Origin of the sequence: Streptomyces sp. ISL-99, from assembly GCF_018614005.1 — a bacterium.
GTDB classification, from domain to species: Bacteria; Actinomycetota; Actinomycetes; order Streptomycetales; family Streptomycetaceae; genus Streptomyces; species Streptomyces flavidovirens.
On sequence record NZ_JAGGPC010000023.1, the window covers coordinates 112,352 to 134,003 of the forward strand.

At 69.2% G+C, this 21,652-nt stretch carries 20 protein-coding genes and 1 riboswitch; of the genes, 8 read left to right on the forward strand and 12 right to left on the reverse strand.

Annotation, left to right across the window (positions count from 1 at the left end; genetic code table 11):
• Positions 1-8: 8 nt before the first annotated feature.
• The 3 genes from cydB to hisC form a co-directional block, all read right to left on the reverse strand.
• Entirely contained in the window at positions 9-1,010 is a 1,002-nt protein-coding gene (gene cydB / locus J7E91_RS15070) for a cytochrome d ubiquinol oxidase subunit II (protein WP_214903775.1), read from the reverse strand.
• A gap of 18 nt (positions 1,011-1,028) precedes the next feature.
• The gene (locus J7E91_RS15075) at positions 1,029-2,537 is read right to left on the reverse strand and encodes a cytochrome ubiquinol oxidase subunit I (RefSeq protein WP_214903778.1); all 1,509 of its coding nucleotides are present in this window, start codon (positions 2,535-2,537) and stop codon (positions 1,029-1,031) included.
• Between the two features lie 228 nt (positions 2,538-2,765).
• Positions 2,766-3,845 carry a histidinol-phosphate transaminase gene (gene hisC / locus J7E91_RS15080; protein WP_214903781.1) on the reverse strand — a complete coding sequence of 360 codons (1,080 nt, stop codon included), beginning with the start codon at positions 3,843-3,845 and terminating at the stop codon, positions 2,766-2,768.
• Between the two features lie 349 nt (positions 3,846-4,194).
• Between hisC and J7E91_RS15085 the strand changes: the two genes are divergently transcribed.
• From J7E91_RS15085 to J7E91_RS15095, 3 genes are all read left to right on the forward strand, one after another.
• Positions 4,195-5,307 carry a LacI family DNA-binding transcriptional regulator gene (locus J7E91_RS15085; protein ID WP_214903784.1) on the forward strand — a complete coding sequence of 371 codons (1,113 nt, stop codon included), beginning with the start codon at positions 4,195-4,197 and terminating at the stop codon, positions 5,305-5,307.
• A 161-nt stretch (positions 5,308-5,468) separates the two neighbouring features.
• Positions 5,469-6,578, forward strand: coding sequence for a metallophosphoesterase (locus J7E91_RS15090; RefSeq protein ID WP_374224712.1), 1,110 nt, complete (start codon positions 5,469-5,471; stop codon positions 6,576-6,578).
• Positions 6,579-6,760: 182 nt separating this feature from the next.
• Positions 6,761-7,600 carry a hypothetical protein gene (locus tag J7E91_RS15095; protein WP_214903790.1) on the forward strand — a complete coding sequence of 280 codons (840 nt, stop codon included), beginning with the start codon at positions 6,761-6,763 and terminating at the stop codon, positions 7,598-7,600.
• On the opposite strand, the gene J7E91_RS15100 is transcribed toward J7E91_RS15095, so the two are convergent.
• From J7E91_RS15100 to thiC, 3 genes are all read right to left on the reverse strand, one after another.
• Positions 7,601-8,707 (reverse strand): hypothetical protein, encoded by a 1,107-nt coding sequence (locus tag J7E91_RS15100; protein ID WP_214903793.1) that lies wholly within the window; start codon positions 8,705-8,707, stop codon positions 7,601-7,603. It lies immediately after the preceding gene.
• A 91-nt stretch (positions 8,708-8,798) separates the two neighbouring features.
• The gene (locus tag J7E91_RS15105; protein WP_214903796.1) at positions 8,799-10,061 is read right to left on the reverse strand and encodes a DUF4241 domain-containing protein; all 1,263 of its coding nucleotides are present in this window, start codon (positions 10,059-10,061) and stop codon (positions 8,799-8,801) included.
• Positions 10,062-10,174: 113 nt separating this feature from the next.
• On the reverse strand, positions 10,175-11,950 hold the full coding sequence (thiC, locus tag J7E91_RS15110) for a phosphomethylpyrimidine synthase ThiC (RefSeq protein ID WP_214903799.1): 1,776 nt from the start codon (positions 11,948-11,950) through the stop codon (positions 10,175-10,177).
• A riboswitch (TPP riboswitch) is annotated at positions 11,943-12,080 on the reverse strand. It overlaps the preceding gene by 8 nt.
• Positions 12,081-12,151: 71 nt before the next feature.
• Between thiC and J7E91_RS15115 the strand changes: the two genes are divergently transcribed.
• Positions 12,152-13,525, forward strand: a complete 1,374-nt coding sequence (locus J7E91_RS15115) for a YibE/F family protein (protein ID WP_308376574.1) — start codon at positions 12,152-12,154, stop codon at positions 13,523-13,525.
• Between the two features lie 24 nt (positions 13,526-13,549).
• Here the strand turns inward: J7E91_RS15115 and J7E91_RS15120 are convergent, their stop codons facing one another.
• The 4 genes from J7E91_RS15120 to J7E91_RS15135 all read right to left on the reverse strand — a co-directional run bounded on the left by J7E91_RS15120 (position 13,550) and on the right by J7E91_RS15135 (position 15,695).
• Positions 13,550-13,987: an SsgA family sporulation/cell division regulator gene (locus tag J7E91_RS15120; protein ID WP_214903802.1), complete on the reverse strand. Its 438-nt coding sequence runs from the start codon at positions 13,985-13,987 to the stop codon at positions 13,550-13,552.
• 78 nt (positions 13,988-14,065) lie between these two features.
• Entirely contained in the window at positions 14,066-14,803 is a 738-nt protein-coding gene (locus J7E91_RS15125; RefSeq protein WP_214903968.1) for an IclR family transcriptional regulator, read from the reverse strand.
• A gap of 210 nt (positions 14,804-15,013) precedes the next feature.
• Entirely contained in the window at positions 15,014-15,229 is a 216-nt protein-coding gene (locus J7E91_RS15130; protein WP_214903971.1) for a DUF5326 family protein, read from the reverse strand.
• Between the two features lie 148 nt (positions 15,230-15,377).
• Positions 15,378-15,695 (reverse strand): cupin domain-containing protein, encoded by a 318-nt coding sequence (locus J7E91_RS15135; protein ID WP_214903806.1) that lies wholly within the window; start codon positions 15,693-15,695, stop codon positions 15,378-15,380.
• A 69-nt stretch (positions 15,696-15,764) separates the two neighbouring features.
• Here J7E91_RS15135 and J7E91_RS15140 point away from each other — a divergent pair, with 69 nt between their 5' ends.
• The 4 genes from J7E91_RS15140 to J7E91_RS15155 all read left to right on the forward strand — a co-directional run bounded on the left by J7E91_RS15140 (position 15,765) and on the right by J7E91_RS15155 (position 18,954).
• Positions 15,765-16,142, forward strand: coding sequence for a phage holin family protein (locus J7E91_RS15140; protein WP_214903809.1), 378 nt, complete (start codon positions 15,765-15,767; stop codon positions 16,140-16,142).
• Positions 16,143-16,145: 3 nt separating this feature from the next.
• A complete protein-coding gene (locus J7E91_RS15145) occupies positions 16,146-17,285 on the forward strand; it encodes a cystathionine gamma-lyase (RefSeq protein WP_214903812.1) in 1,140 nt (379 codons plus the stop codon).
• 195 nt (positions 17,286-17,480) lie between these two features.
• A complete protein-coding gene (locus J7E91_RS15150) occupies positions 17,481-18,377 on the forward strand; it encodes a LysR family transcriptional regulator (RefSeq protein ID WP_214903974.1) in 897 nt (298 codons plus the stop codon).
• A 61-nt stretch (positions 18,378-18,438) separates the two neighbouring features.
• Positions 18,439-18,954, forward strand: coding sequence for an NUDIX domain-containing protein (locus J7E91_RS15155; protein ID WP_079144542.1), 516 nt, complete (start codon positions 18,439-18,441; stop codon positions 18,952-18,954).
• 26 nt (positions 18,955-18,980) lie between these two features.
• On the opposite strand, the gene J7E91_RS15160 is transcribed toward J7E91_RS15155, so the two are convergent.
• Together J7E91_RS15160 and J7E91_RS15165 are read right to left on the reverse strand one after the other, a co-directional pair.
• Positions 18,981-20,564: a globin domain-containing protein gene (locus J7E91_RS15160; RefSeq protein WP_214903815.1), complete on the reverse strand. Its 1,584-nt coding sequence runs from the start codon at positions 20,562-20,564 to the stop codon at positions 18,981-18,983.
• A gap of 404 nt (positions 20,565-20,968) precedes the next feature.
• Positions 20,969-21,601 (reverse strand): HAD family phosphatase, encoded by a 633-nt coding sequence (locus J7E91_RS15165; RefSeq protein WP_214903818.1) that lies wholly within the window; start codon positions 21,599-21,601, stop codon positions 20,969-20,971.
• Positions 21,602-21,652 lie beyond the last annotated feature (51 nt).

Genomic DNA, 21,652 nt, shown 5'->3' on the forward strand with positions numbered 1-21,652 from the left:
ATCCCCCACTAGTGCGCATCGGCGATGTGCTGCGTGCCGATCCGCTTGCGGAACACCCAGTACGTCCAGCCCTGGTACAGCAACACCACCGGCATCGCGATCCCGGCGCACCAGGTCATGATCTCCAGGGTGTACGGCGTGGAGGACGCGTTGGTGACCGTAAGGCTCCACGCCTCGTTCAGCGAGGACGGCATGACGTTCGGGAACAGCGTCAGGAAGAGCATCGCGACCGCGGCCACGATGGTCACCCCCGACAGCCCGAACGCCCACCCCTCACGCCCGGCAGCCGTGAACCCGATCGCCGCGACGAGCGCCAGCACCGCCACAGCCATCGCGACGAAGCTCGCCGCGTCACCGTTGTCGAGCTGCGTCCAGCCCAGGAAGGCAACGGCCAGCACCCCGCTGACGACCCCGAGCTTGAGCGCCAGCTTCCGTGCCCGCTCCCGGATCCCGCCCAGCGTCTTGAGCCCCGCGAAGACCGCACCGTGGAAGGTGAAGAGCGTCAGGGTGAGGAGTCCGCCCAGCAGCGCGTACGGGTTGAGCAGGTCGCCCAGGGTGCCGACGTACTCCATGTCCGCGTCGATCTTCACGCCGCGCACGATGTTGCCGAAGGCCACGCCCCACAGGAACGCGGGCAGCAGCGAGGTCCAGAAGATCGCGTGCTCCCAGTTGGCCTGCCAGCGCTCCCCGGTCCGCTTGACCCGGTACTCGAACGCGACTCCGCGCACGATCAGGCAGAGCAGGATCAGCAGCAGCGGCAGGTAGAACCCGGAGAAGAGCGTGGCGTACCACTCGGGGAAGGCGGCGAAGGTCGCACCGCCCGCGCTCAGCAGCCACACCTCGTTGCCGTCCCAGACGGGTCCGATGGTGTTGATGAGAACCCGCTTCTCCTTGCGGTCACGGGCGAGCAGCTTCGTCAGGACCCCGATACCGAAGTCGAAGCCCTCCAGGAAGAAGTAGCCGGTCCACAGTACGGCGATGAGTACGAACCAGACGTCGTGGAGTTCCATACCTCAGCTCCTCAGTCCTCAGTACGAGAAGGCCATCGGCCGGTCGGCGTCCGTGTGGTCGCCGCCGATCTTGGTGGGTGGGTTGAGGTCGGCCTCCGTGAGTTCGGGCGGTCCGGCCTTGACGTACTTCAGGAGGAGTTTGACCTCGATCACGGCGAGGATCGCGTAGAGGAGCGTGAAGACGGTCATCGAGGCGATGACCTCGCCCTGCGAGGCACCGGGGGAGACCGCGTCGCTGGTGCGCAGTACGCCGTACACGACCCAGGGCTGACGGCCCATCTCGGTGAAGATCCAGCCCCACGAGCTGGCGATCAGCGGGAAGCCCATGGTCCACAGCGCGAGGATCCAGTACCACCGCGAGTGCTTCGCGCTGAGCGCCTTCTTCCTGAAGAGCACCAGATTCGGCACTTCGTCGTCGCCGGTCCGCAGCGCCGCCGGCAGCATGAACTTCTTGCGCGTCAGCCACAGCCCGAGCAGCCCGAGCGTGAAGGACGCCATGCCGAACCCGATCATCCAGCGGAAGCCCCAGTACGCGACGGGGATGTTGGGCCGGTAGTCGCCGGGCCCGAACTTCTCCTGCTCGGCCTTGTTGACGTCGTTGATGCCGGGGACGTTCGAGGAGAAGTCGCCGTTGGCGAGGAAGGACAGCAGTCCGGGGATCTCGATGGCGACCTTGTTGTGGCCGGCGTCGACGTCTCCGTACGCGAAGACCGAGAACGGGGCCGGCGCCTCGCCGTCCCACAGCGCCTCGGCGGCGGCCATCTTCATCGGCTGCTGCTTGAACATGACCTTGCCGAGCAGGTCGCCGCTGACGGCGGTGAGCATTCCGGCGATCACGACGGTGATCAGTCCGAGCCGCAGCGAGGTCCGCATCACCGGTATGTGCTTCTTGCGCGCCAAATGGAAGGCGGCGATGCCGACCATGAACGCGCCGCCGACGAGGAACGCGGCCGTGATGGTGTGGAAGAACTGGGTGAGCGCGGTGTCCTGGGTGAGGACGCGCCAGAAGTCGGTGAGCTCGGCCCGGCCGCGCTCCTCGTTGATGCGGTAGCCGACCGGGTGCTGCATCCAGGAGTTGGCCGCCAGGATGAAGTACGCGGAGAGGACCGTGCCGATCGAGACCATCCATATACAGGCCAGGTGGATCTTCTTCGGCAGCTTGTCCCAGCCGAAGATCCACAGCCCGATGAAGGTGGATTCGAAGAAGAAGGCGATCAGGGCTTCGAAGGCCAGCGGCGCCCCGAAGACATCTCCGACGAAGCGCGAGTAGTCGGACCAGTTCATGCCGAACTGGAACTCCTGGACGATGCCGGTGACGACACCCATCGCGATGTTGATCAGGAAGAGCTTGCCCCAGAACTTCGTGGCCCTGAGGTACTTCTCGTTCTGCGTACGCACCCAGGCGGTCTCCAGGCCTGCGGTGAGCGCGGCGAGCGAGATCGTCAGGGGGACGAAGAGGAAGTGATAGACGGTGGTGATGCCGAATTGCCATCGAGCGAGAGTCTCCGGCGCCAGAGCCAGGTCCACGTCGTCATCTCCTTCGTTTCGCCTGGAACGCATGGGACCTTGTGAACGCGTTCACATTCACAAGCTCCAGTATGGCGCACACCCGTTTCCCGTCCGACGGCCGGGGGGTACAACTGTGCCCCCGAAGAGCGCCGAAAAGGCGCACGGGGGCACAGGAAAGCAAGGGATATAGGGGCTTCGACCCTCAGAAGCAAGGCCGGGCTGCCTCAGAGGAGTCCCCGGTGTGACCTAGAGCTCCTTACGGAAAGCCTCGGCGGTGTGCAGGAAGATGTCGTTGGCCTCGTCCTCCCCGATGGTGACCCGCAGGCCCTCCCCCGGGAAGGGCCTGACCATGACGCCGGCCTTCTCGCAGGCCGCCGCGAAGGCGGCCGTACGCTCCCCGAGCCGCATCCAGACGAAGTTCGCCTGCGTGTCGGGGACGGTCCAGCCCTGCTTGACCAGCGCCTCGTACACCCGCTTGCGCTCGCAGACCAGCGAGCCGACCCGGCCGAGCAGCTCGTCCTCGGCCCGCAGCGAGGCCACCGCCGCGTCCTGCGCCAGCTGGCTCACACCAAAGGGCACCGCCGTCTTGCGCAGCGCTGCCGCCACCGGCTCGTGCGCCACGGCGAAACCGACCCGCAGGCCGGCCAGCCCGTACGCCTTGGAGAAGGTACGCAGCACCGCCACATTCGGCCGGCTGCGGTAGAGCTCGATCCCGTCCGGCACCTCTTCGTCCCGGACGAACTCCCGGTACGCCTCGTCCAGCACCACCAGCACATCCGAGGGCACCCGGTCCAGGAAGCGCTCCAGCTCGGCCCTGCGCACGGCCGTGCCGGTCGGATTGTTGGGGTTGCAGACGAAGATCAGCCGGGTCCGCTCGGTGATCGCGTCGGCCATCGCGTCCAGATCGTGCACGTCACCGGAGGTCAGCGGCACCTCCACCGCCGTAGCGCCACTGATCCGCGTGATGATCGGGTACGCCTCGAAGGACCGCCAGGCGTAGATCACCTCGTCACCGGGGCCCGAGGTCGCCTGGAGCAGCGACTGCGCCACCCCGACGGAACCCGTGCCGGTGGCGATGTGGGAGACGGGAACCCCGAACCGGTTCGCGAGCTCGTTCATCAGACCGGTGCAGGCCATGTCCGGGTATCGGTTGAAGTTCCCGGCGGCGGCGATCACGCCCTCCAGCACGCCGGGCAGCGGCGGATACGGGTTTTCGTTGGAGGACAGCTTGTACGCCACCGGTCCCCCGGCGGCAGCGGGCTTCCCCGGCTTGTAGGTGGGAATGCCGTCCAGCACCGCACGCAGCTTGGGGCTCGTCTCGCTCACTCTGGGTCCTCCTCGACCGTACGTACCACCAATGCTGCTCACCTTATGAGGATTGGGCTCCCCTGCGAACAGCCAGGCGTACGGAATGGGGGGAGCGCTCCCCGCCGTAGTGTGCGCCGGTGGCTCACTCCGTGGCGCGCATCCCCCGTGAAGGTGAGTTGAGACCTCTCCGAAACCTGGGCCACTTGGCAGGACCGTGCCGGTCGACAAGCGTGACTCACCGGCCGACTTTCCCAACTGCCTTTTAATCACAGGCAATTAGGGGATAACGCCTTGCAGAAACGTGCCTGTCAACGACTGCATATGCATCCGCCCTAACCACACGCCCGAGCTCTAATATCAGCTCGCCATGACAGCAGCAGGGAAGCATCAGGTGAGCCGGACGGAACCCCCCCGGCGGAACACCCGGCAAGGACGAGCGGGCATTCGGGACGTAGCCGCCGCAGCCGGCGTCTCCATCACGACGGTCTCCGACGCGCTCAACGGCAAGGGCCGGCTCCCGGACGCCACCCGCAGCCATGTTCGCGAGGTCGCCGAGAGACTGGGCTACCGCCCCTCCGCGGCGGCCAGAACCCTCCGTACCGGCAAGTCGGGCCTCATCGGCCTGACCGTGACCACGTACGGGGATGAACCTTTCACCTTCACCGAATTCGCGTACTTCGCCGAGATGGCGAGAGCCGCGACCTCGGCCGCGCTCGCCCGCGGGTACGCCCTCGTCATCCTCCCCGCCACCTCCCGGCACGACGTCTGGTCGAACGTCGCCCTCGACGGCACCGTCGTCATCGACCCCTCCGACCACGACGCGGTCGTCACCGAACTCGTACGCCAGGGCCTTCCCGTCGTCTCCGACGGCCGGCCCGCCGGCACCCTGCCCGTGACCGCCTGGGTCGACAACGACCACGAAGCAGCCGTCCTCGACCTGCTCGACCATCTCGCCGAAGCCGGAGCCCGACGCATCGGACTGCTCACCGGCAACACCACCGACACCTACACCCGCCTGTCCACCGACGCGTACCTGCGCTGGTGCGAGCGCGTCGGCCAGGACCCGGTCTACGAGTCCTACCCCGCGCACGACCCCTGCGCGGGCGCCGTCGCCGCCGACCGGCTGCTCGCCCGCCCGGACCGGCCCGACGCCGTGTACGGGCTCTTCGACCCCAACGGCACCGACCTGCTCGCCGCCGCCCGCCGCTACGGACTGCGCGTACCCGAGGACCTGCTGCTCGTCTGCTGCAGCGAGTCCACCGTGTACGCCGCCACCGACCCGCCCATCACCACGCTCTCGCTGAAGCCGCGCCGCATCGGCACAGCCGTGGTCCAGCTCCTCATCGACGCCATCGAGGGCATCAACACCGACCGCCCCGTCGAACAGGTCATACCGACCGAACTCATCGTCCGGACGTCCTCGCAGCGCCGGCCGCCACGCACCACGGTGAGTCCGCCGCGCTCACCTTCCGGGGACTGACCTCCCCAATTGGGACGAAACAACCGCCAAACCAGGTGCGCATCCGGATTCACCACCCCTGGTGCGTCACAGAGCACGAGCCTCATTCCTATGATGGGCGCACGACACCGCGGACCAACCACGACCAGGTGGGACCCAAAGGTGTACGGCGGCGCGCGACGGTGGTGGAGGGGTCGATGACTCAGGGGGCCGGTCAGGGACCCGCAGTGCGGACGGCTACATTGCGGGACTTCCGCGTACCGCCGTACGCACAGGCCCCCAATCCCGCGCACACGGACGCCTACGGGAGCACCTACGGCGGCCCCTACGCCGTCGACGAGGAGCCGGAGGGGTACACACCCACCCAGCGCGACCTCCCGGTGATCAGCCGCGGCGGCCCCGGCGACACGCTCCAGGTGTCGGTGCAGCCCGGCCCCGAGCCGCGGCCCGCCGCCGGTGAGGGCCTCGGCCCGCTCTTCGTCGTCGGCGATGTGCACGGCTACCTGGACGAGTTGTACGCCGCCCTCGCCGAGCAGGGCCTCATCGACGCCGAGGGCCGCTGGGCGGCCGGCAACGCCCGGCTCTGGTTCCTCGGCGACTTCACGGACCGCGGGCCCGACGGGATCGGCGTCATCGACCTGGTGATGCGGCTGTCCGCCGAGGCCGCGGCCGCCGGCGGCTACTGCAAAGCCCTCATGGGCAACCACGAGCTGCTGCTGATCGGCGCCAAGCGGTTCGGCGACACCCCGGTCAACTCAGGAGCTGGCACCGCCACGTTCCAGGCCGCCTGGCTGCTCAACGGCGGCCAGAAGGCCGACATGGACCGGCTTCAGGACGTACACCTGCAGTGGATGTCCCGCCTCGACGCGATCGCACTGGAAGACGCGCATCTGCTGACGCACTCCGACACAACCGCCTATCTCGACTACGGCAGCACCATCGAGGACGTGAACGACACAGTCCACGCCATTCTCACGCGCAACGACGCCGACGAGTGCTGGGACGTCTTCCGCAAGCTCACCAAGCGCTTCGCCTTCCGTGACGAGGGCGGCGCCCAGGCCGTGCGCGAGCTCCTCGACGCGTACGGCGGCGAACGCATCGTCCATGGTCACAGCCCCATCCCCTACCTGCTGGGCGAGGTGGGCAATGAGAGCGCGGACGACGACGACGAGAATTCCGGGCCGGTCGTGGAGGGGCCTCACGTGTACGCCGACGGGCTCGCCATCGCCATGGACGGCGGCGTGACCATGGCCGGAAAGCTGCTGGTGGTCCAACTCCCCCTGCATAACTGAACTTCGCGGGGGCAGGCGCGGCCATATACATGCCGCACTTATCACTGGGCCTATTTCCGGAAACCCCCTGTCACCCCGTGCCGTAGGCGCTCTACCATCGGCTTATCCGTAGCAGGCTCTCCTCCGTTTCCGCCCAATTACCCGCCCATGGCGGGTATTCCGGCCCTACGGAGCATCGGGGGATGCACATGAACAGCAGCGCTCCGCACCTGCTGGCCGAGGACCGCCCGGAATTCGAACGCGTTCTCGACGAGGCACTGCGCACCGCTCACCACCGCCCGGAACTGTCCGCCATCGGGCAACGGCTGAACTCGACCCAGTTGCGCACCATGGCAATGAACGCCAGTGCGCTCATCGCCGCGGCGGCGGCCACCGAATACGACCATTACGTAAAGGTCCGCGAGGAAATGCGCACGCCTCCCGCGGCGGCCGACGGCACCGGTTCCGTCCTCGCCATGGGCGACGCCACGACGGAGACGACGGGCGCGGGCGCGGCCGCCGTCGTCGCCGTTCTGGCCCCCGTGCTGGCGGGCACCGCCTCGGTGATCTTCCTGATCGTCGGATACCTCCTCACCATGCTCACGCCCGAACCGGCCTTCGCCCGGACGCTGCTGACGGCGGGCTGGATCTTCGCGGCGCTCGCGGCGGCGGGCTTCCTGGCCGCCGCCGTCGGCCTGCTCCTGACGGCCCTGCGCAACGGTTCGACGGCGTGCCGCGACGGGCGGGGAGGTGAGCGTGAGCGGAACCCAGAGGTGGAGCGGGCCGGCGAGGCGTGGCGCCACGCCCTGCTGGAGCGGGGCGTCGTACCTTTCCTGCGGGCCGCCCTGGCCGAACCGGGTACGGGTCCGGCCGCCCCGGCGCCGCGCCGGCCCGCCGGCCGTATGCCCGACCTGGGGTACTCGCGACCGGACTACAGCAGCCCCGGCCCGGACGGCGGCACCACACCGGGGCCGCGCCCGAGCTTCTCCAGCCCGGACTTCTCCAGCCCCGACTTCGGTGGCCCCGACCACAAACCCGAGTAACTACTGGAGCCGCCGGACGGTCTGCGCCTCCGCGCGTTCCACCGACGCGCGACCGTGGACGTGCACCAGCGCCAGGTGGAACAGCGCCGGAGCCGCCGGAGCCCACCGGTGTATCCGGTCCGCACGCAGCAGATACCTGGTCACGTCCGCCGGGCGGAAGGGGACGAATTCCGTCGTCTGGTGTTCCCACCGGTCGGCGACGCCCCGGCTCATGCGTGCCTGGACGCCCTCGCGGGTCAAGGTCTTGAGCCGTGCGTAGAAGTGGGCGCTCCAGTGGCGCCTGTCGACGTCCAGCACGAAGGCGAGCAGAGCGAGCGAGTGCTCGGACGGCTCCAGGGAGAGTTCCTCCCGCATACCACGCCGGGCGACGGCGTACAGGTCCGGTGCGTTGCGGCCCGAGGAGTCGATGTGCCGGGACAGCCCCTCGTTGACCGAGGAGTTCCACACCCCCGGCGCCATCCGCACCCGTTCGCTGCGTTGGCTGACGACCAGCATGTCGTCGGCGGTCACGACGGCGACGTTGACGCCGAAGCTGCACTGGAGAAAGGCAGGTGCTTCCAGGGGGCGGTCGGGGTCGAGGTAGCGGGAGCGGGGCGTGCCGCCGCCGGTCAGCCGGCGGTCGAGCTGCTGGGCCGCCAGAAACGTGTAGTAGTCGGTGGGCCGCAGCCGCAGGTGGACCTCCGGATGCTCGTCGAGAGCGGACCGGGAGATACCGAACGACTCGACGGCGTAACGCGGACCGTTCCACACGGGCGTCCGGCCCTCGGCCTGGAGCCGATCGCTCTCGGCCGCGATCTCCTCACGCCAGCCGGCCATCTCCGCGGGCAGGGCTATTTCGTCGTCCAGGACCTGAATGTGTATGGCCTCGCTGGTGATCGTGGACTCACCGTCACCCTCCACGATCAAGGCGGAGGTGTGGAGCGGCCCCAGTGCGAACGTGGTCCAGGCGCGGCTGGGCTCCCCACGGGAGCGCATGCTGCGCACCGCGCTCGCCGAGCGCCTGCGGATCCTGAACCAGGCGTCCTGCAAGGGCTGTTGAAACAGCGTGGCGAACACCATGCCCAGCACGGCGCCCACCACTCCATTGGCCACGTCGATTCCGCCCATGGTGGGGAGCGTAGACATGAATGATCAAGTGGTGGGCGGTTGTTGCCTGTTCCGTTACCGCGCGGGCCGGCGCCGGTGGCGATCCGGCCGGTCAGTGCACCTTGAGGTCGGGCAGGTAGTCCAGCACCACGTCCACGCAGACGATCTCCCCGGCCTCCGATCGCCCCACCCAGACGGGATACGTGCGGTCCCCGCACGTCGCGAAGGCGACGAGATCGGCCGCCGTGGCCTGGTCGGTGGTCCGCAGTATGTACATGGAGTCCGAGAGGTGCTCGCCGGCGTGCGGGTCGTCGTGGATCAGGGCCCGCTCGAAGAGCCCCCGCAAGGGCTCCCAGGCCGCGGCGTCGGCGAAGCAGCCGGTCGCCGCGTCCGTTGCGAAGCCGTACGCCTCGTCGTCCCCGAGCAACCGGATGTCGTCGTCCTCTCCCAGAGCCATGTCCCAGGACGCGGCGGGGGTGTCGCTCAGCCGCAGCCGGACCGCCGTAGCGTCCGTACGGGTCACCCAGCCGCCGGTCCACTCGCAGTCGTAACCGACGCTGACCCGCGCCTCTTCGAGTGCGTACGCACCCGGCGGGACAGCCACCGTTATCCTCGGCCTCCCGTCGTTACAGGGACAGTCGACGGCCAGCACCCCGCTGGGGACGCGCAGTGTTCCACAGCGGCGCGGTTCCAGGACGGTCATGTCGGAGAAGTGACTGGTGGACATACGCGTACCGGGCCGGAACAGTGCCTCCAGGTGGTCGGGACCGGCCGGCCGGGGAGGGCGCCACGTGTCCTCCGGGCGGCCGACCGCACCGCCCTCGGGCACGTCGGCGTCGTGGAACACGACCGGCCCGGTCAATCCGCGCCGCTGCGCGGAGAACAGCGGCCAGTCACCGAACGCCGGCCGGTCCATCCACCGCTGCTCCTCGGAAACGTCGGCCGTAGTGGTGAGCATGGAGCCCTCTTCCCCCTTGGGCTGCCACGAGTTGCTCCCCCGCCCGTCGGGAAGCAGCGACACCGTCTCGCGGGGGCACGCGCGGTCGAACTCCGGCATGTCCGGGCCCGCGTAGAGCCAGCTGTCCGTCTCCCGGCGGAACAGCCGGTCCCCGTCGAGGAGTCGCAGCTCGATGCGCTGCGTACGCCGGCCCTGTTTGTCGTACACCCACACACCCGCGTAGTGGTCCCGCCACGAAACCAGGCGGACCTCCGCAGGACCGTCCCCGCCCGGTACCCGGCAGACCGCGACGTACGGCAGCCCGGCCTCGTCCCGGGCCCTCGCCGCCTCCGGGGCCAGCGGCCCCAGCAGCGTACGCGCCGCGAGGTCCCACCCCTCGCCGTAGGCAATCTCCACAACTGTCCCCGCCCCGCTCACCCCGGGCCTCCTGTCATCAGCTCTGCCGCCAACGTAGCGGCACCCACTGACAGCGGCCGGGGCGAGGGACGGACGGGACGGAGGAGATGGACGATATGGGCGGGACGGACGGATCAGTCGGCGATCGGGAGGTACACCCGATTACCGGCGGCGGCGAACTCCTTGGACTTCTCCGCCATGCCCGCCTCGATCTCGTCCTGCGTGCCGCCGTGCTCACGCCGAATGTCCTGGCTGATCTTCATCGAGCAGAACTTCGGACCGCACATGGAGCAGAAGTGCGCGGTCTTCGCCGGCTCGGCGGGCAGCGTCTCGTCGTGGAACGACCGCGCCGTGTCCGGGTCCAGGGCCAGGTTGAACTGGTCCTCCCAGCGGAACTCGAAGCGGGCGTCCGACAGCGCGTCGTCCCACTCCTGTGCTCCCGGGTGCCCCTTGGCGAGATCCGCGGCATGGGCCGCGATCTTGTAGGTGATGACGCCGGTCTTCACGTCGTCACGGTTGGGCAGACCCAGGTGCTCCTTGGGCGTCACGTAGCAGAGCATGGCCGTGCCCCACCATGCGATCATCGCCGCCCCGATGCCGGAGGTGATGTGGTCATACGCCGGGGCCACGTCCGTCGTGAGCGGGCCGAGCGTATAGAAGGGGGCCTCCTCGCAGATCTCCTGCTGGAGGTCGATGTTCTCCTTGATCTTGTGCATCGGGACGTGACCAGGACCCTCGATCATCGTCTGTACGTTATGACGCTTGGCGATCATGTTGAGTTCCCCGAGGGTCTTCAACTCGGCGAACTGCGCCTCGTCGTTGGCGTCCGCGATCGAACCGGGCCGCAGGCCGTCGCCGAGCGAGTACGTCACGTCGTACGCCGCGAGGATGTCGCAGAGCTCCTCGAAGTTCTCGTACAGGAACGACTCCTTGTGGTGCGCGAGGCACCACGCGGCCATGATCGAGCCGCCGCGCGAGACGATGCCGGTCTTGCGACGGGCGGTCAGCGGGACGTACGGCAGCCGCACGCCGGCGTGGACCGTCATGTAGTCGACGCCCTGCTCGGCCTGCTCGATGACCGTGTCCTTGTAGATCTCCCAGGTCAGCTCCTCCGCCCGGCCGTCGACCTTTTCGAGGGCCTGGTAGAGCGGGACGGTGCCGATCGGGACGGGGGAGTTGCGCAGCACCCACTCGCGGGTGGTGTGGATGTTGCGGCCGGTCGACAGGTCCATGACCGTGTCGGCGCCCCACTTGGTGGCCCACGTCATCTTGTCCACCTCCTCCTCGATGGAGGAAGTGACGGCGGAGTTGCCGATGTTGGCGTTGACCTTCACCAGGAACCGCTTGCCGATGATCATCGGCTCGATCTCCGGGTGGTTGACGTTCGCCGGCAGGACCGCCCGGCCCGCCGCGATCTCCTCCCGTACGACCTCGGGCGCCACGTTCTCGCGGATCGCCACGTACTCCATCTCGGGCGTGATGTCGCCGCGGCGGGCGTACGCGAGCTGCGTGACGGCCTGGCCGTCGCGGCCCCGGCGGGGCTGGCGCGGACGGCCCGGGAAGACCGCGTCGAGGTTCCGAAGGCCCCCGCGCGGCGAGGTGTGCTTGATCCCGTCGTCCTCGGGACGGACCGGGCGGCCCGCGTACTCCTCGGTGTCGCCGCGGCCGATGATCCAGTTCTCGCGCAGCGGCGCGAGTCCGCGGCGTACGTCCGTCTCGATGGTGGGGTCGGTGTACGGGCCGGACGTGTCGTACAGCGTCACGTCCTTCCCGTTGGTGAGGTGCACCTGCCGGACCGGCACGCGAAGATCCGAACGCGAGCCCTCGGGCCCGGTCACGTATCCCTTGTGCCAGCCCGGCTTGCGGCCGTCCTGGCTGGTGGCAGGCGTGTGTGCATCCGCTGTGGTCATGAGACCTACTCCCTACGCCGGCATTACCCGGTAACAGGTTCGGCGGTCGACGCAGCGGCTTTCGTACGGATTTGCGTACGAAGGTCAGCGCCCTCTCAGCCCGGTGCTCCGAGCTCCCGCGTGTGCAAAGGTGCCCCCACGCTAGCGTCCTTTCTGGCGCGCTGAACAGAGGGCCCCCGTCGTTCTTGCGATGATCGGTCGGTGACGTCCCCACAGCCAACGCCCGAAATCCACGGCCACACCCACAGTCACGGGCCCGCCGCGCCCGTCTCCAAGCACCTGCGCAAGGTCATCGCGGCGGTGCTGATCCCCTTCGCCACGGCCGTTTTCATCGGCCTCGTCGTGCTCTGGCCCGGCGGCGCGCCCGAGCACGAGCGCACCGGTGTCGGTTTCGACCGGCAGACCGTGTCGGGCAAGGTGACGCAGGTTCAGCAGGTCGACTGCAAGGACGTGAACGCCGCCCAGGTGCCACCGACCGGCGACACGTCCACGCCGTCCGGCCGCGAGGCCCAGCAGGCGCAGCAGGGCACCTGTGAGAGGGCGACGGTCGAGGTCACGTCCGGCAAGGACAAGGGCCGTACCTTCACCGAGATCGTCCAGCCGGACGCGCCGAGACAGCTGAACGAGGGGCAGGGCGTGGTGGTGGCGTACGCGCCCGACGCGCCCCGCGACCTCCAGTACTCGGTGACGGACGTGGACCGCGGGATCCCGATGGCGCTGCTGGCCGGCATCTTCGCGCTCGCGGTGATCGTCGTCGGCCGCATGAAGGGCCTGATGGCGCTGATCGCACTCGCCGTGTCCTTCGCGATCCTGACGCTGTTCATCCTCCCCGCGATCCTCCAGGGTTCGAATCCGCTGATCGTCGCGGTCGTCGGGGCGAGCGCCATCATGCTGATCGCGCTCTACGCCTGCCACGGCCTGACCGCCCGTACGTCCGTCGCCGTAGTCGGCACGCTCATCTCACTGCTGCTGATCGGGCTGCTCGGCTCGCTCTTCATCGGCTGGGCGTATCTCAGTGGCAACACGGACGACAACACTGGGCTCATCCACGGCCTCTACCCGGACATCGACATGAGCGGCCTGCTGCTCGCGGGCGTCATCATCGGCTCGCTCGGTGTGCTCGACGACGTGACGGTCACCCAGACGTCGGCGGTCTGGGAACTCCACCAGGCGGACCCGTCGATGGGCCCCCGCGCCCTCTACCGAGCCGGTATCCGCATCGGCCGCGACCACATCGCGTCCGTCGTCAACACCCTCGTCCTGGCGTACGCGGGCGCCGCCCTGCCCCTGCTGCTGCTCTTCTCCATCGCGCAGAGCAGCGTGGGTACGGTCGCCAACAGTGAGCTGGTCGCGGAGGAGATCGTACGGACACTGGTCGGCTCGATCGGGCTGGTCGCCTCGGTGCCGGTGACGACCGCGCTCGCGGCGCTGGTCGTTTCGGCCGACCGGCCGGCACCGGACGGGCCTGCTGCCGCTTCACCCGCACGCGGCATTGGCGGTCCCGGCAGCGGTTTCGGTAGCGGACTCGGCGGCGGTTTCGGTGGCGGCGGCAAGGGACGGCGCCGCAAGCGCTGACCGGCCGCCCGGCGCAGGGCGCGCTCAGCCGGCGCTCTGCTCCTCGGCGAGGATGCGGCCGAGCGCTTCGTCCAGGTTTCCCTCGAAGTCCCCGAGGGCGCACTCCTGTCCCAGCGGCACAAGCCGGTCCGTACGGTCGAGGAACGCCACCAGCGGAGCGGCGCTCGCCCGGAACAGCGCACGGTCCCCGGCCACCTGAAGGCGAATGTGAACATCCACGAGTTCTTCCGGGTCGGCCGGCCCGATGTGCACATCGCCTTCGCCACACGGCTTGGCGAGACCGTCGATCAGCAGCTCACGGCCGAACGCCCACGTGACGGGTTCGTCGCCGGGCAGATGGAACGTCATACGGACCGCATACGGATCCCCCGTCGCGTACCGGAGCTCCACGGGGATCCGGAAAGAGAGCTCCTCCGAGACCAGGAAGCTCATCATGACTTCTGCCTGAACCGACTCGCGCATCGCTTACCCCGCACCTAGTGACCTGGCCGCAATACCCATCGTGCTTGAAGCACAAGGAGAGAAACAAGGAGTGATATTTCAGATACTGATAGAGAATGCGAACGAGCCGAGCAGGCCGCCCACCGCACTGCGTAATTGTTCGACGGCCGGAAGCAACCGCTGGTCCTGTTCGGCGGGCAGTGAAATAGCAATCGTCGCGGCGGTGGATCCGACCGTGATCGGAATGGCCGCACAAACCGATCCGATCGCGTACTCCTGGCGTTCCACGACCGGCCGCATCCGCTGCGTCGACCGCAGGCGCTCCAGCAGGGCCCCTCGGTCACGTACGGAATAGCGGGTGAGCGGCTCGACCGGATGGCGGGCCAGATGGTCCCGGCGGGCCTCCTCGTCGAGCTGGCTCAGCAGACACTGGCCCACGGCATGGGCATGACCGGTCTCGCGGAAGTCCGCCCACTCCTCCACAGCGGGGGACGACGGCCGCTGCGCGACCGCGACGGGTTCGATCTCCCCCTCGAGGTAGAGCGCGAAATAGACGGGTACGCCGATCGCGTCCCGCCAGTACTCCAGGGAGTCGGTGATCAGGCCGCGACGATTGTGCCGCGCGCCCGTGCCCGCCAGCCGCGCGGCCGCCTCACCCAGCACGAACACGCCCTGCCGACGCCGCAGATAACCCTCGTGCGCCAGCGTGCGCAGCAGGTGATAGGTGGTGGGCAGGGGGAGGCCGGTCTCTCTCGCGAGCTGCTTGGCCGGGGCCCCGTCGGCATGGGCGCCCGCCGCCTCCAGCAGGCGCAGGGCTCGCTGGACCGAGCCGATCAGGGTCGGAGCCGGAGTCGGCGTGGTCGGAGTCGGCGTCGGAGTCGTCGGAACGGCGGCCGTTTGTGCCGTGGCCACAGGACACACCCCCAGGCGTACTGACGGGCCGGGCGCCCGCCTGAGGCATCAGAGAGTCGTCACCCTAACCGCCCAACCCGGTCGCGCAGAGTGCTCCGGGCGCGGATCCCCCGGGTGGGCTAACGGCCGTACGGGCTACCAGTCGCTGCCGGACGACGAGGACGAGGCCATGAACTTGCGTACGACGTAGATCAGTCCGCCCACCAGCGCGACGAAGACCAGCACCTTGAACAGGAAGCCGATCAGCAGACCGATGGCGCTCAGGATGGCGCCGCCGAACACGACCAGCGCGATGACGGGCACCGCGACCCACTTCACCCACCACGGCATCCCCGCGAATATCTCCCGCACAGCCATCGCTTTCCCTCTTCTCCCTCGCAGCACTTCTTCCTGACCTCGATGCTAGGGGCGAAGAGGCGGCTCGCGGGGCACCCGCATCCCTTGAAGACCCCTGACCGGCCCCCTAGGGATCCCCGGATTCCGGTCGCCGGTCCGGCCGTCAGCTCTCGGGCGGCGAGAAGACGACCATCACCCGCAGATCCTCGCTGATGTGGTGGAACTTGTGCGGCACCCCCGCCGGTACGTACACCACACTGCCCCGCCCCACCTGCGTCGTCTCCATACCGACGGTGATCGAGGCGCGCCCGCTGACGACGAAGTACACCTCGTCCTCGCGGTGCGGCTGCTGCGGGTCGGTCTCGCCCGCGTTCAGCGCGTACAGGCCGACCGACATGTTCCTTTCCCTCAGGAACTGCAGATACGCACCATCATTGGCTGCGCGCTCCGCCTCCAGCTCGTCCAGTCGAAATGCCTTCATCGTCCGTCCGCCCCTCGGCCAGTCGTGCGCCGGTGTCCGGCGCCGATCATGTCTGCCACGATCAGACACATGATGAATTTCCTAGTCAAGACGATCGCCAACGCGGGGGCCCTGGCGGTAGCCATCTGGCTCCTCCACGACATCACGCTCACCGGCGACAGCACCGGCAACAAGGCGCTGACACTGATCATCGTCGCGCTCCTCTTCGGCCTGGTGAACTTCCTCGTCAAGCCCGTCGTGAAGCTGCTGACGCTGCCGCTGTTCATCCTCACGCTCGGCCTGATCACCCTGGTCGTCAACGCGCTGATGCTGCTGCTGACCTCCTGGCTGGCCGACACGTTCGACCTCAGCTTCCACGTCGAGGGCTTCTGGACGGCCGTACTCGGCGGCCTGATCATCAGCATCGTCTCGTGGGCGCTCAACGTCGTCCTGCCGGAAAAGGACTGACGCATGGGCTCCGAGAACCACCCGGTCGGAGACGGCACCCGGGCGGTGCGCGCGGGCCTTCCCGAACCTGTCGCGTACGAACCGACGCTTCCCGGACCGGTCTTCGCCGCGCACTACCACCTGCCCGGCGAGCCGACCGGACCGTACACCTACGGACGCGACGAGAACCCCACCTGGACCCATCTGGAACGGGCCATCGGGGAACTGGAGGCACCGGGGGAGGAGGGCGTCGAAACCGTCGTCTTCGCCTCCGGCATGGCCGCCGTGTCCGCTGTGCTCCTCTCCCAGATGCGGGCCGGCGACACGGCCGTACTGCCCGACGACGGCTACCAGGCCCTCGCGCTCGTACGCGAACAGCTGGCGGCGTACGACGTGCGGGTGCGCACCGCGCCGACCGGCGGCGACGCCCAGCTCCGCGAACTCGACGGGGCGCGGCTGCTGTGGATCGAGACGCCGTCCAACCCGGGGCTCGACGTGTGCGACATCCGCCGGCTCGCGGACGCCGCGCACGCCGCCGGAGCCCTTGTGGCGGTCGACAACACCCTCGCCACCCCGCTCGGCCAGCGCCCCCTGGAACTGGGCGCGGACTTCTCCGTGGCCAGCGGCACCAAGGGCCTCACCGGTCACGGCGACGTCCTGCTCGGTTACGTGGCCTGCCGCGACGCCCGGCTTGCCGCGCGGGTACGGCGCTGGCGCAAGGTCGTCGGGGCCATCCCCGGCCCCATGGAGGCCTGGCTGGCGCACCGTTCCCTGGCCACCCTCCAACTGCGCGCCGACAAGCAGGGCGCGAACGCGCTGGCCCTCGCCGAGGCACTGCGCGAACACCCCGCCGTGAGCGGGCTGCGCCACCCCGGGCTGCCCGACGATCCGTCGTACGCCGTCGCGTCGCGCCAGATGCGCCGCTTCGGCTGCGTCGTCTCCTTCACGCTGCCCGACCGCGGGTACGCCGAGCGGTTCCTGGAAGGGCTGCGGCTGGCCGACGACGCGACCAGCTTCGGCGGCGTACGGTCCACCGCCGAGCGGCGCGGGCGCTGGGGCGGCGACGCCGTACCGGAGGGCTTCATCCGCTTCTCCGTCGGCGCCGAAGACCCCGACGACCTGGTGGCCGATGTGCTGCGCGCGCTGGAAGAGGCGGCGCCCTGACGCGGCCCCCGCGTACAACGGACGGTCCGAGCCTCCCCCCTCATGGCTCGGACCGTCCCGGTTCCACGCGCGAAGAACCGCGGAGTCAAGGCTAGTTGACGCTGCGTCAGTGTCCAATCACGGTAGCGACAGGGACCTATCGACATATTTATAGTTGTGACCGTCGGCGACCTCGCCGGGACGGGAGACCGCGCCATGGACCTGGCTCTGCTCCGCACGTTCGTCACGGTGCACCGGGCCGGTTCCTTCACCCGCGCAGCCGCCCTCCTGGGCCTGTCGCAGCCCGCCGTGACCAGCCAGATACGCACCCTGGAGCGACAGGTGGGCCGCCCGCTGTTCCTGCGCCAGGCCCGCGGCGTAACCCCCACACCCGTCGGCGACGAGCTCGCGCACCGGGCCGCGCCGCACCTCGACGCGCTCGTCGAGATCACCGAGACGGGCCTCGACGAGGATTCCGGCGTACGGACCCTGCACCTCGCCGGGCCGCCGGAGTTCACCTCCTTACGCGTCCTGCCCACGCTCTCCCCGCTCATCACGCAGGGCCTGGCCCTGCGCACCTCCTTCGGCAACGCCCAGGAGACCCTGGACGGCCTCGCCGCCGGCCACCACGACCTGGCCATCTCCACGGACCGCCCGCGCGGCACCGTCCTCACCGGGACCGCCCTGTGCGACGAAGAGCACGTCCTGGTCGCGGCTCCGCGCTGGGCCGGAAGGATCGGCCCGGGGCTGCTGCGCCGCAAGGGGCCACAGGTACTGGAACAACTACCAGTGGTGGAGGTACACGAGTCGCTGCCGCTGGTCACCCGCTACTGGACCACCGTCTTCGACGCCCGGCCGGCCACGGCCGGCACCATCGTCGCACCCGACCTGCGGGCGGTGCTGCACGCCACGGCCGCGGGCGCGGGACTCGCCGTACTGCCCAGATACCTGTGCGAGGACGCACTGGAGCGGGGCGAGATCGTGGCGCTCTTCGACCCTCCCGTGCCGCCCCTGCGGACCTACTTCCTCGCCGTACGCACCGGCACGCTCACTCTTCCGCACATCGCCCGGGCCCACGAGTGGCTGCTGCGCGCCGCGACCGACTGGTCCTGAGGCGACAGACAACAGCGGCGCGGGGAGTTTCAGAACGGGTGGGGCGGGCCACTGTATTGCCATGACCGGCACCTCTTTTCCCGAGGGAACCACCCCCGCGCCTCCGAGGCCCGTGGTCAAGCGCACCGCACGCGCCATCCTGCTCGACGGTGACGACCTGATCCTCATCAAGCGCACCAAGCCGGGCGTCGACCCGTACTGGCTCACACCGGGCGGCGGCGTCGAACCCGAGGACGCCACCGTCGTCGAGGCGCTGCACCGCGAACTCGACGAGGAACTCGGCGCGAAGATCACCGATGTGGTGCCCTGCTTCGTCGACACCGTCGAGCACATCGCGGGCGGCGGAGTCACCGGCGTGAAAGTGCAGCACTTCTTCGTCTGCCGGCTGGAGTCCATGGACCCCGCACGGCGGCACGGCCCGGAAATCGACGAGCCGTGCGGCGAGTACGAGATCGTACGGGTGCCCTTCAGCCGGGTCGGGATCGCGGCGGTGCACCTGGTACCGCTGTCGCTGCGGCACTACCTGGACGGCAACATCGAGGGCGTACGGGCCATGCACGCCCACGACCTGGGGTGACGGGGCCGCCCGCGGGGCGCCGACCGCTAATCGCCCGCGGCCACCAGCTCTTCGAGAGAGTCGTGGCGGATGCGGTCACCGGGAATCCCGAGGTTCCTGAGAGCGTCGACACCGCTGCGGATCATGCCGGGCGGGCCGGAGAGATAGGCGTCGTGGGAGTTCCACGGGCCGTGTTCCAGGACGGCGTCCGGGAACTGCGTCCTGCCGTCCACGATCGGGTGCACCGACAGCCACGAGTGGGACTGCTGGAGGCGCAGCATCGTGTCGATGTCGTACAGGTCGTAGTCGGTGCGGGCGCCGTAGAAGACGTCGACGGGGCGGCGCGCGCCGTGCTCGGCCACGTCCTCGACAAGCGCCTTGATGGGCGCGATGCCGGTGCCGCCGCCGAGGCAGAGCAGACCGTTGTCGGTGGTGTGGTCGACGGTCATCGACCCGGCCGGCGGGCCGAGACGCACGGTGTCGCCGGGGCGGGCGCGGTGGACCAGGGCGTTGGAGACCCAGCCGGCCGGGACCGCCTTGACGTGGAAGGACAGCAGACCGTCGGGGCGGGGGGCCGCGGCGAAGGAGTAGTGCCGCCATATCCGCGGCCACCAGGGCGTTTCCAGGCTCGTGTACTGGCCGGCCAGGAAGGGGTAGGGCTGGTCGGGGCGCAGGGTGATGACCGCTATGTCAGGTGTGCGCAGATCGTGCGAGACGACTTCGGCCTGCCACCAGGCGGGCGCCCGGAGCTCGTTCTCGGCGGCCGCGTCGATCATGATCTGCGAGATCGCGGTGTACGTACGGATCCACGCCGCCTCGGCCTCGTCGTCCCAGGTGGCCGTCGCGTGACGGGCCAGCGCGCCGAGGAGCGCCTCACCGACAGCCGGGTAGTGGGAGGCCTGGGTACCGTACTTGCGGTGGCCGCGGCCGAGATTGCGGAGGTACTCGGTGAGCACCGGCTTGTTGTCGATGTGCTCGGCGGCGGTGAGCAGCGCCTTGAGGAGACGGTCGCGCTGGGTGTCCATGGCGGCGGGGAAGAGGGCCCGCAGCTCGGGGTGACGGGTGAAGAGCAGGGCGTAGAAGTACGACGTGACCTTGCCGGCGTCGTCACCGATGTCGGCGAGGGTGCGGCGTACGAGGGCCGCGTCGGGGGACACGGGCTCGGCGGGCTCGGCTGGGGGGGCAGGGGCCGGGGTGGCGGGGGCCGCCTGCGCCTCAGCCGCCTGCGGCTGGGGGGCTGGGGCTTCGGGGGCGGGCGCTTCCGCCACAGGCGCCTCGGCAAGGGGCGTTTCGCGCAGGGGCGCTTCCGCCACGGGAGGCGCGGGAGGCGCCTGGGGAGGCGTCGTCGGCGCGTCGGTCCGGGGTTCGGCAGCCGGGCGGCGCGCCGGGGCGGCGGGGGCAGGGGTGGCGGGCTGGGGGCGCGAGGCGCCGGTGCCCACCGGGCGTATCGCGGACACCGAGCGGCTGGGACGCGGCGCGCCCGACCCCGGTATCCGGTCCTGTCCCGGGTCCGAGCCCTGCCCGGGCGGCTGCTGGGATCCCGCGCCCGGCTTTCTGCGCGGCTTGAACCAGCCGCCGCCGTTCTCACCTGAAGTGCCGTTGCCGGCCGACGTGGTGGTCGGAGCGTCCATAGATGTGCCTCGCCTCGAACAGCTTTCGGTCGGTCTCTGCACTTCCGGGACCGGAACGTGCCCTACTCTTCCCCGCTCTGCCTCAGGTCTGTGTTTCAGGTCTGTCGACCGCCCACACTAATCACGCCGCTGGCCCCATTTGGGGCGAGGCGGACAAGTGTGACATTGCCCGCAGTTTCCGTCGTCGCAGCATGCCAGGCACCACTCCCGCTTCGGACAAAGACCAGGAAGTCCGGGCATGCGAACCCGTCTTCTGGTTAGGCTGCTTTTGCCCCATGCCTTACGCAGTAAGGACACCGGCAGCAAACCGGAGTCGACACTACCGGCGGTAGCCCGGCACACAAGCCCCCTGCCGCGGCTACCCGCACTCGCGGCCTAGCTACCGCTCTGCGGCCAATTCCGAATTACCGGCTGGACCGCACCAGTTCGTACGCCTCACGCAAATCACCTCCCTGATACGCAAGCGCGGCAATTTCCGACACATGGTGATCTGCGTTGACCGCCACCGAAAGCGGCACCGCCGCAAAGATCTCCGCGTCCGACATCGAATCCCCGTAAGCCACGCAGTCACTCCTCAGCAGCCCGAACTTTTTACAGAGCCGATCTGTGATCTTCACCTTCGCGGCCGCGTTCAAGATCCCCGCCCGCTCCACCGGCTCCAGGAACGGCACCGCCGGCCAGCGTGAACCGTGCGCCGCATGCGCACCCCACGCCAGCAGCCGCTCCACGAAGAAGTCCGGCGACAGCGAGATCACGGCGCAGTACTCACCGCGCGAGCGGATGTCCGCCCACACCTCCTCGATGCCCAACAGCCAGGGCGCCCCCTCGAAGGCCGCCTCCACCTGCGCCTCAGTGAGCTGCCCCCACAACTCCCTGGCCCGTACGGCGAACTCGTCGGGCGCCAGGCCCCGCAGCAGGAAATCCCGCTCCAGCTCGGCGATCTCGGCACTCACCCCCAGCTGACGGGAGATCTCGACTGCCGCCGCCGAGCCTCGCATCAGCGTTCCGTCGAGATCGAAGAGGTGAAGTCTCGTCATGTACGCCGAGGCTAGTACGCGCGGTTACTCCCTCTGTCAGGCGCCGGACCC

Bases quoted from the DNA above. Each gene is read 5' to 3' on its own strand.
- J7E91_RS15085 (WP_214903784.1), top strand. From the start codon at position 4,195: ATGACAGCAGCAGGGAAGCATCAGGTGAGCCGGACGGAACCCCCCCGG.
- J7E91_RS15140 (WP_214903809.1), top strand. From the start codon at position 15,765: ATGATGAATTTCCTAGTCAAGACGATCGCCAACGCGGGGGCCCTGGCG.
- J7E91_RS15100 (WP_214903793.1), bottom strand. From the start codon at position 8,707: ATGGGCGGAATCGACGTGGCCAATGGAGTGGTGGGCGCCGTGCTGGGC.
- J7E91_RS15135 (WP_214903806.1), bottom strand. From the start codon at position 15,695: ATGAAGGCATTTCGACTGGACGAGCTGGAGGCGGAGCGCGCAGCCAAT.
- J7E91_RS15165 (WP_214903818.1), bottom strand. From the start codon at position 21,601: ATGACGAGACTTCACCTCTTCGATCTCGACGGAACGCTGATGCGAGGC.
- J7E91_RS15160 (WP_214903815.1), bottom strand. From the start codon at position 20,564: ATGGACGCTCCGACCACCACGTCGGCCGGCAACGGCACTTCAGGTGAG.
- J7E91_RS15095 (WP_214903790.1), top strand. From the start codon at position 6,761: ATGCACATGAACAGCAGCGCTCCGCACCTGCTGGCCGAGGACCGCCCG.
- J7E91_RS15120 (WP_214903802.1), bottom strand. From the start codon at position 13,987: ATGCGCGAGTCGGTTCAGGCAGAAGTCATGATGAGCTTCCTGGTCTCG.
- J7E91_RS15150 (WP_214903974.1), top strand. From the start codon at position 17,481: ATGGACCTGGCTCTGCTCCGCACGTTCGTCACGGTGCACCGGGCCGGT.
- J7E91_RS15145 (WP_214903812.1), top strand. From the start codon at position 16,146: ATGGGCTCCGAGAACCACCCGGTCGGAGACGGCACCCGGGCGGTGCGC.
- J7E91_RS15155 (WP_079144542.1), top strand. From the start codon at position 18,439: ATGACCGGCACCTCTTTTCCCGAGGGAACCACCCCCGCGCCTCCGAGG.
- cydB (WP_214903775.1), bottom strand. From the start codon at position 1,010: ATGGAACTCCACGACGTCTGGTTCGTACTCATCGCCGTACTGTGGACC.
- thiC (WP_214903799.1), bottom strand. From the start codon at position 11,950: ATGACCACAGCGGATGCACACACGCCTGCCACCAGCCAGGACGGCCGC.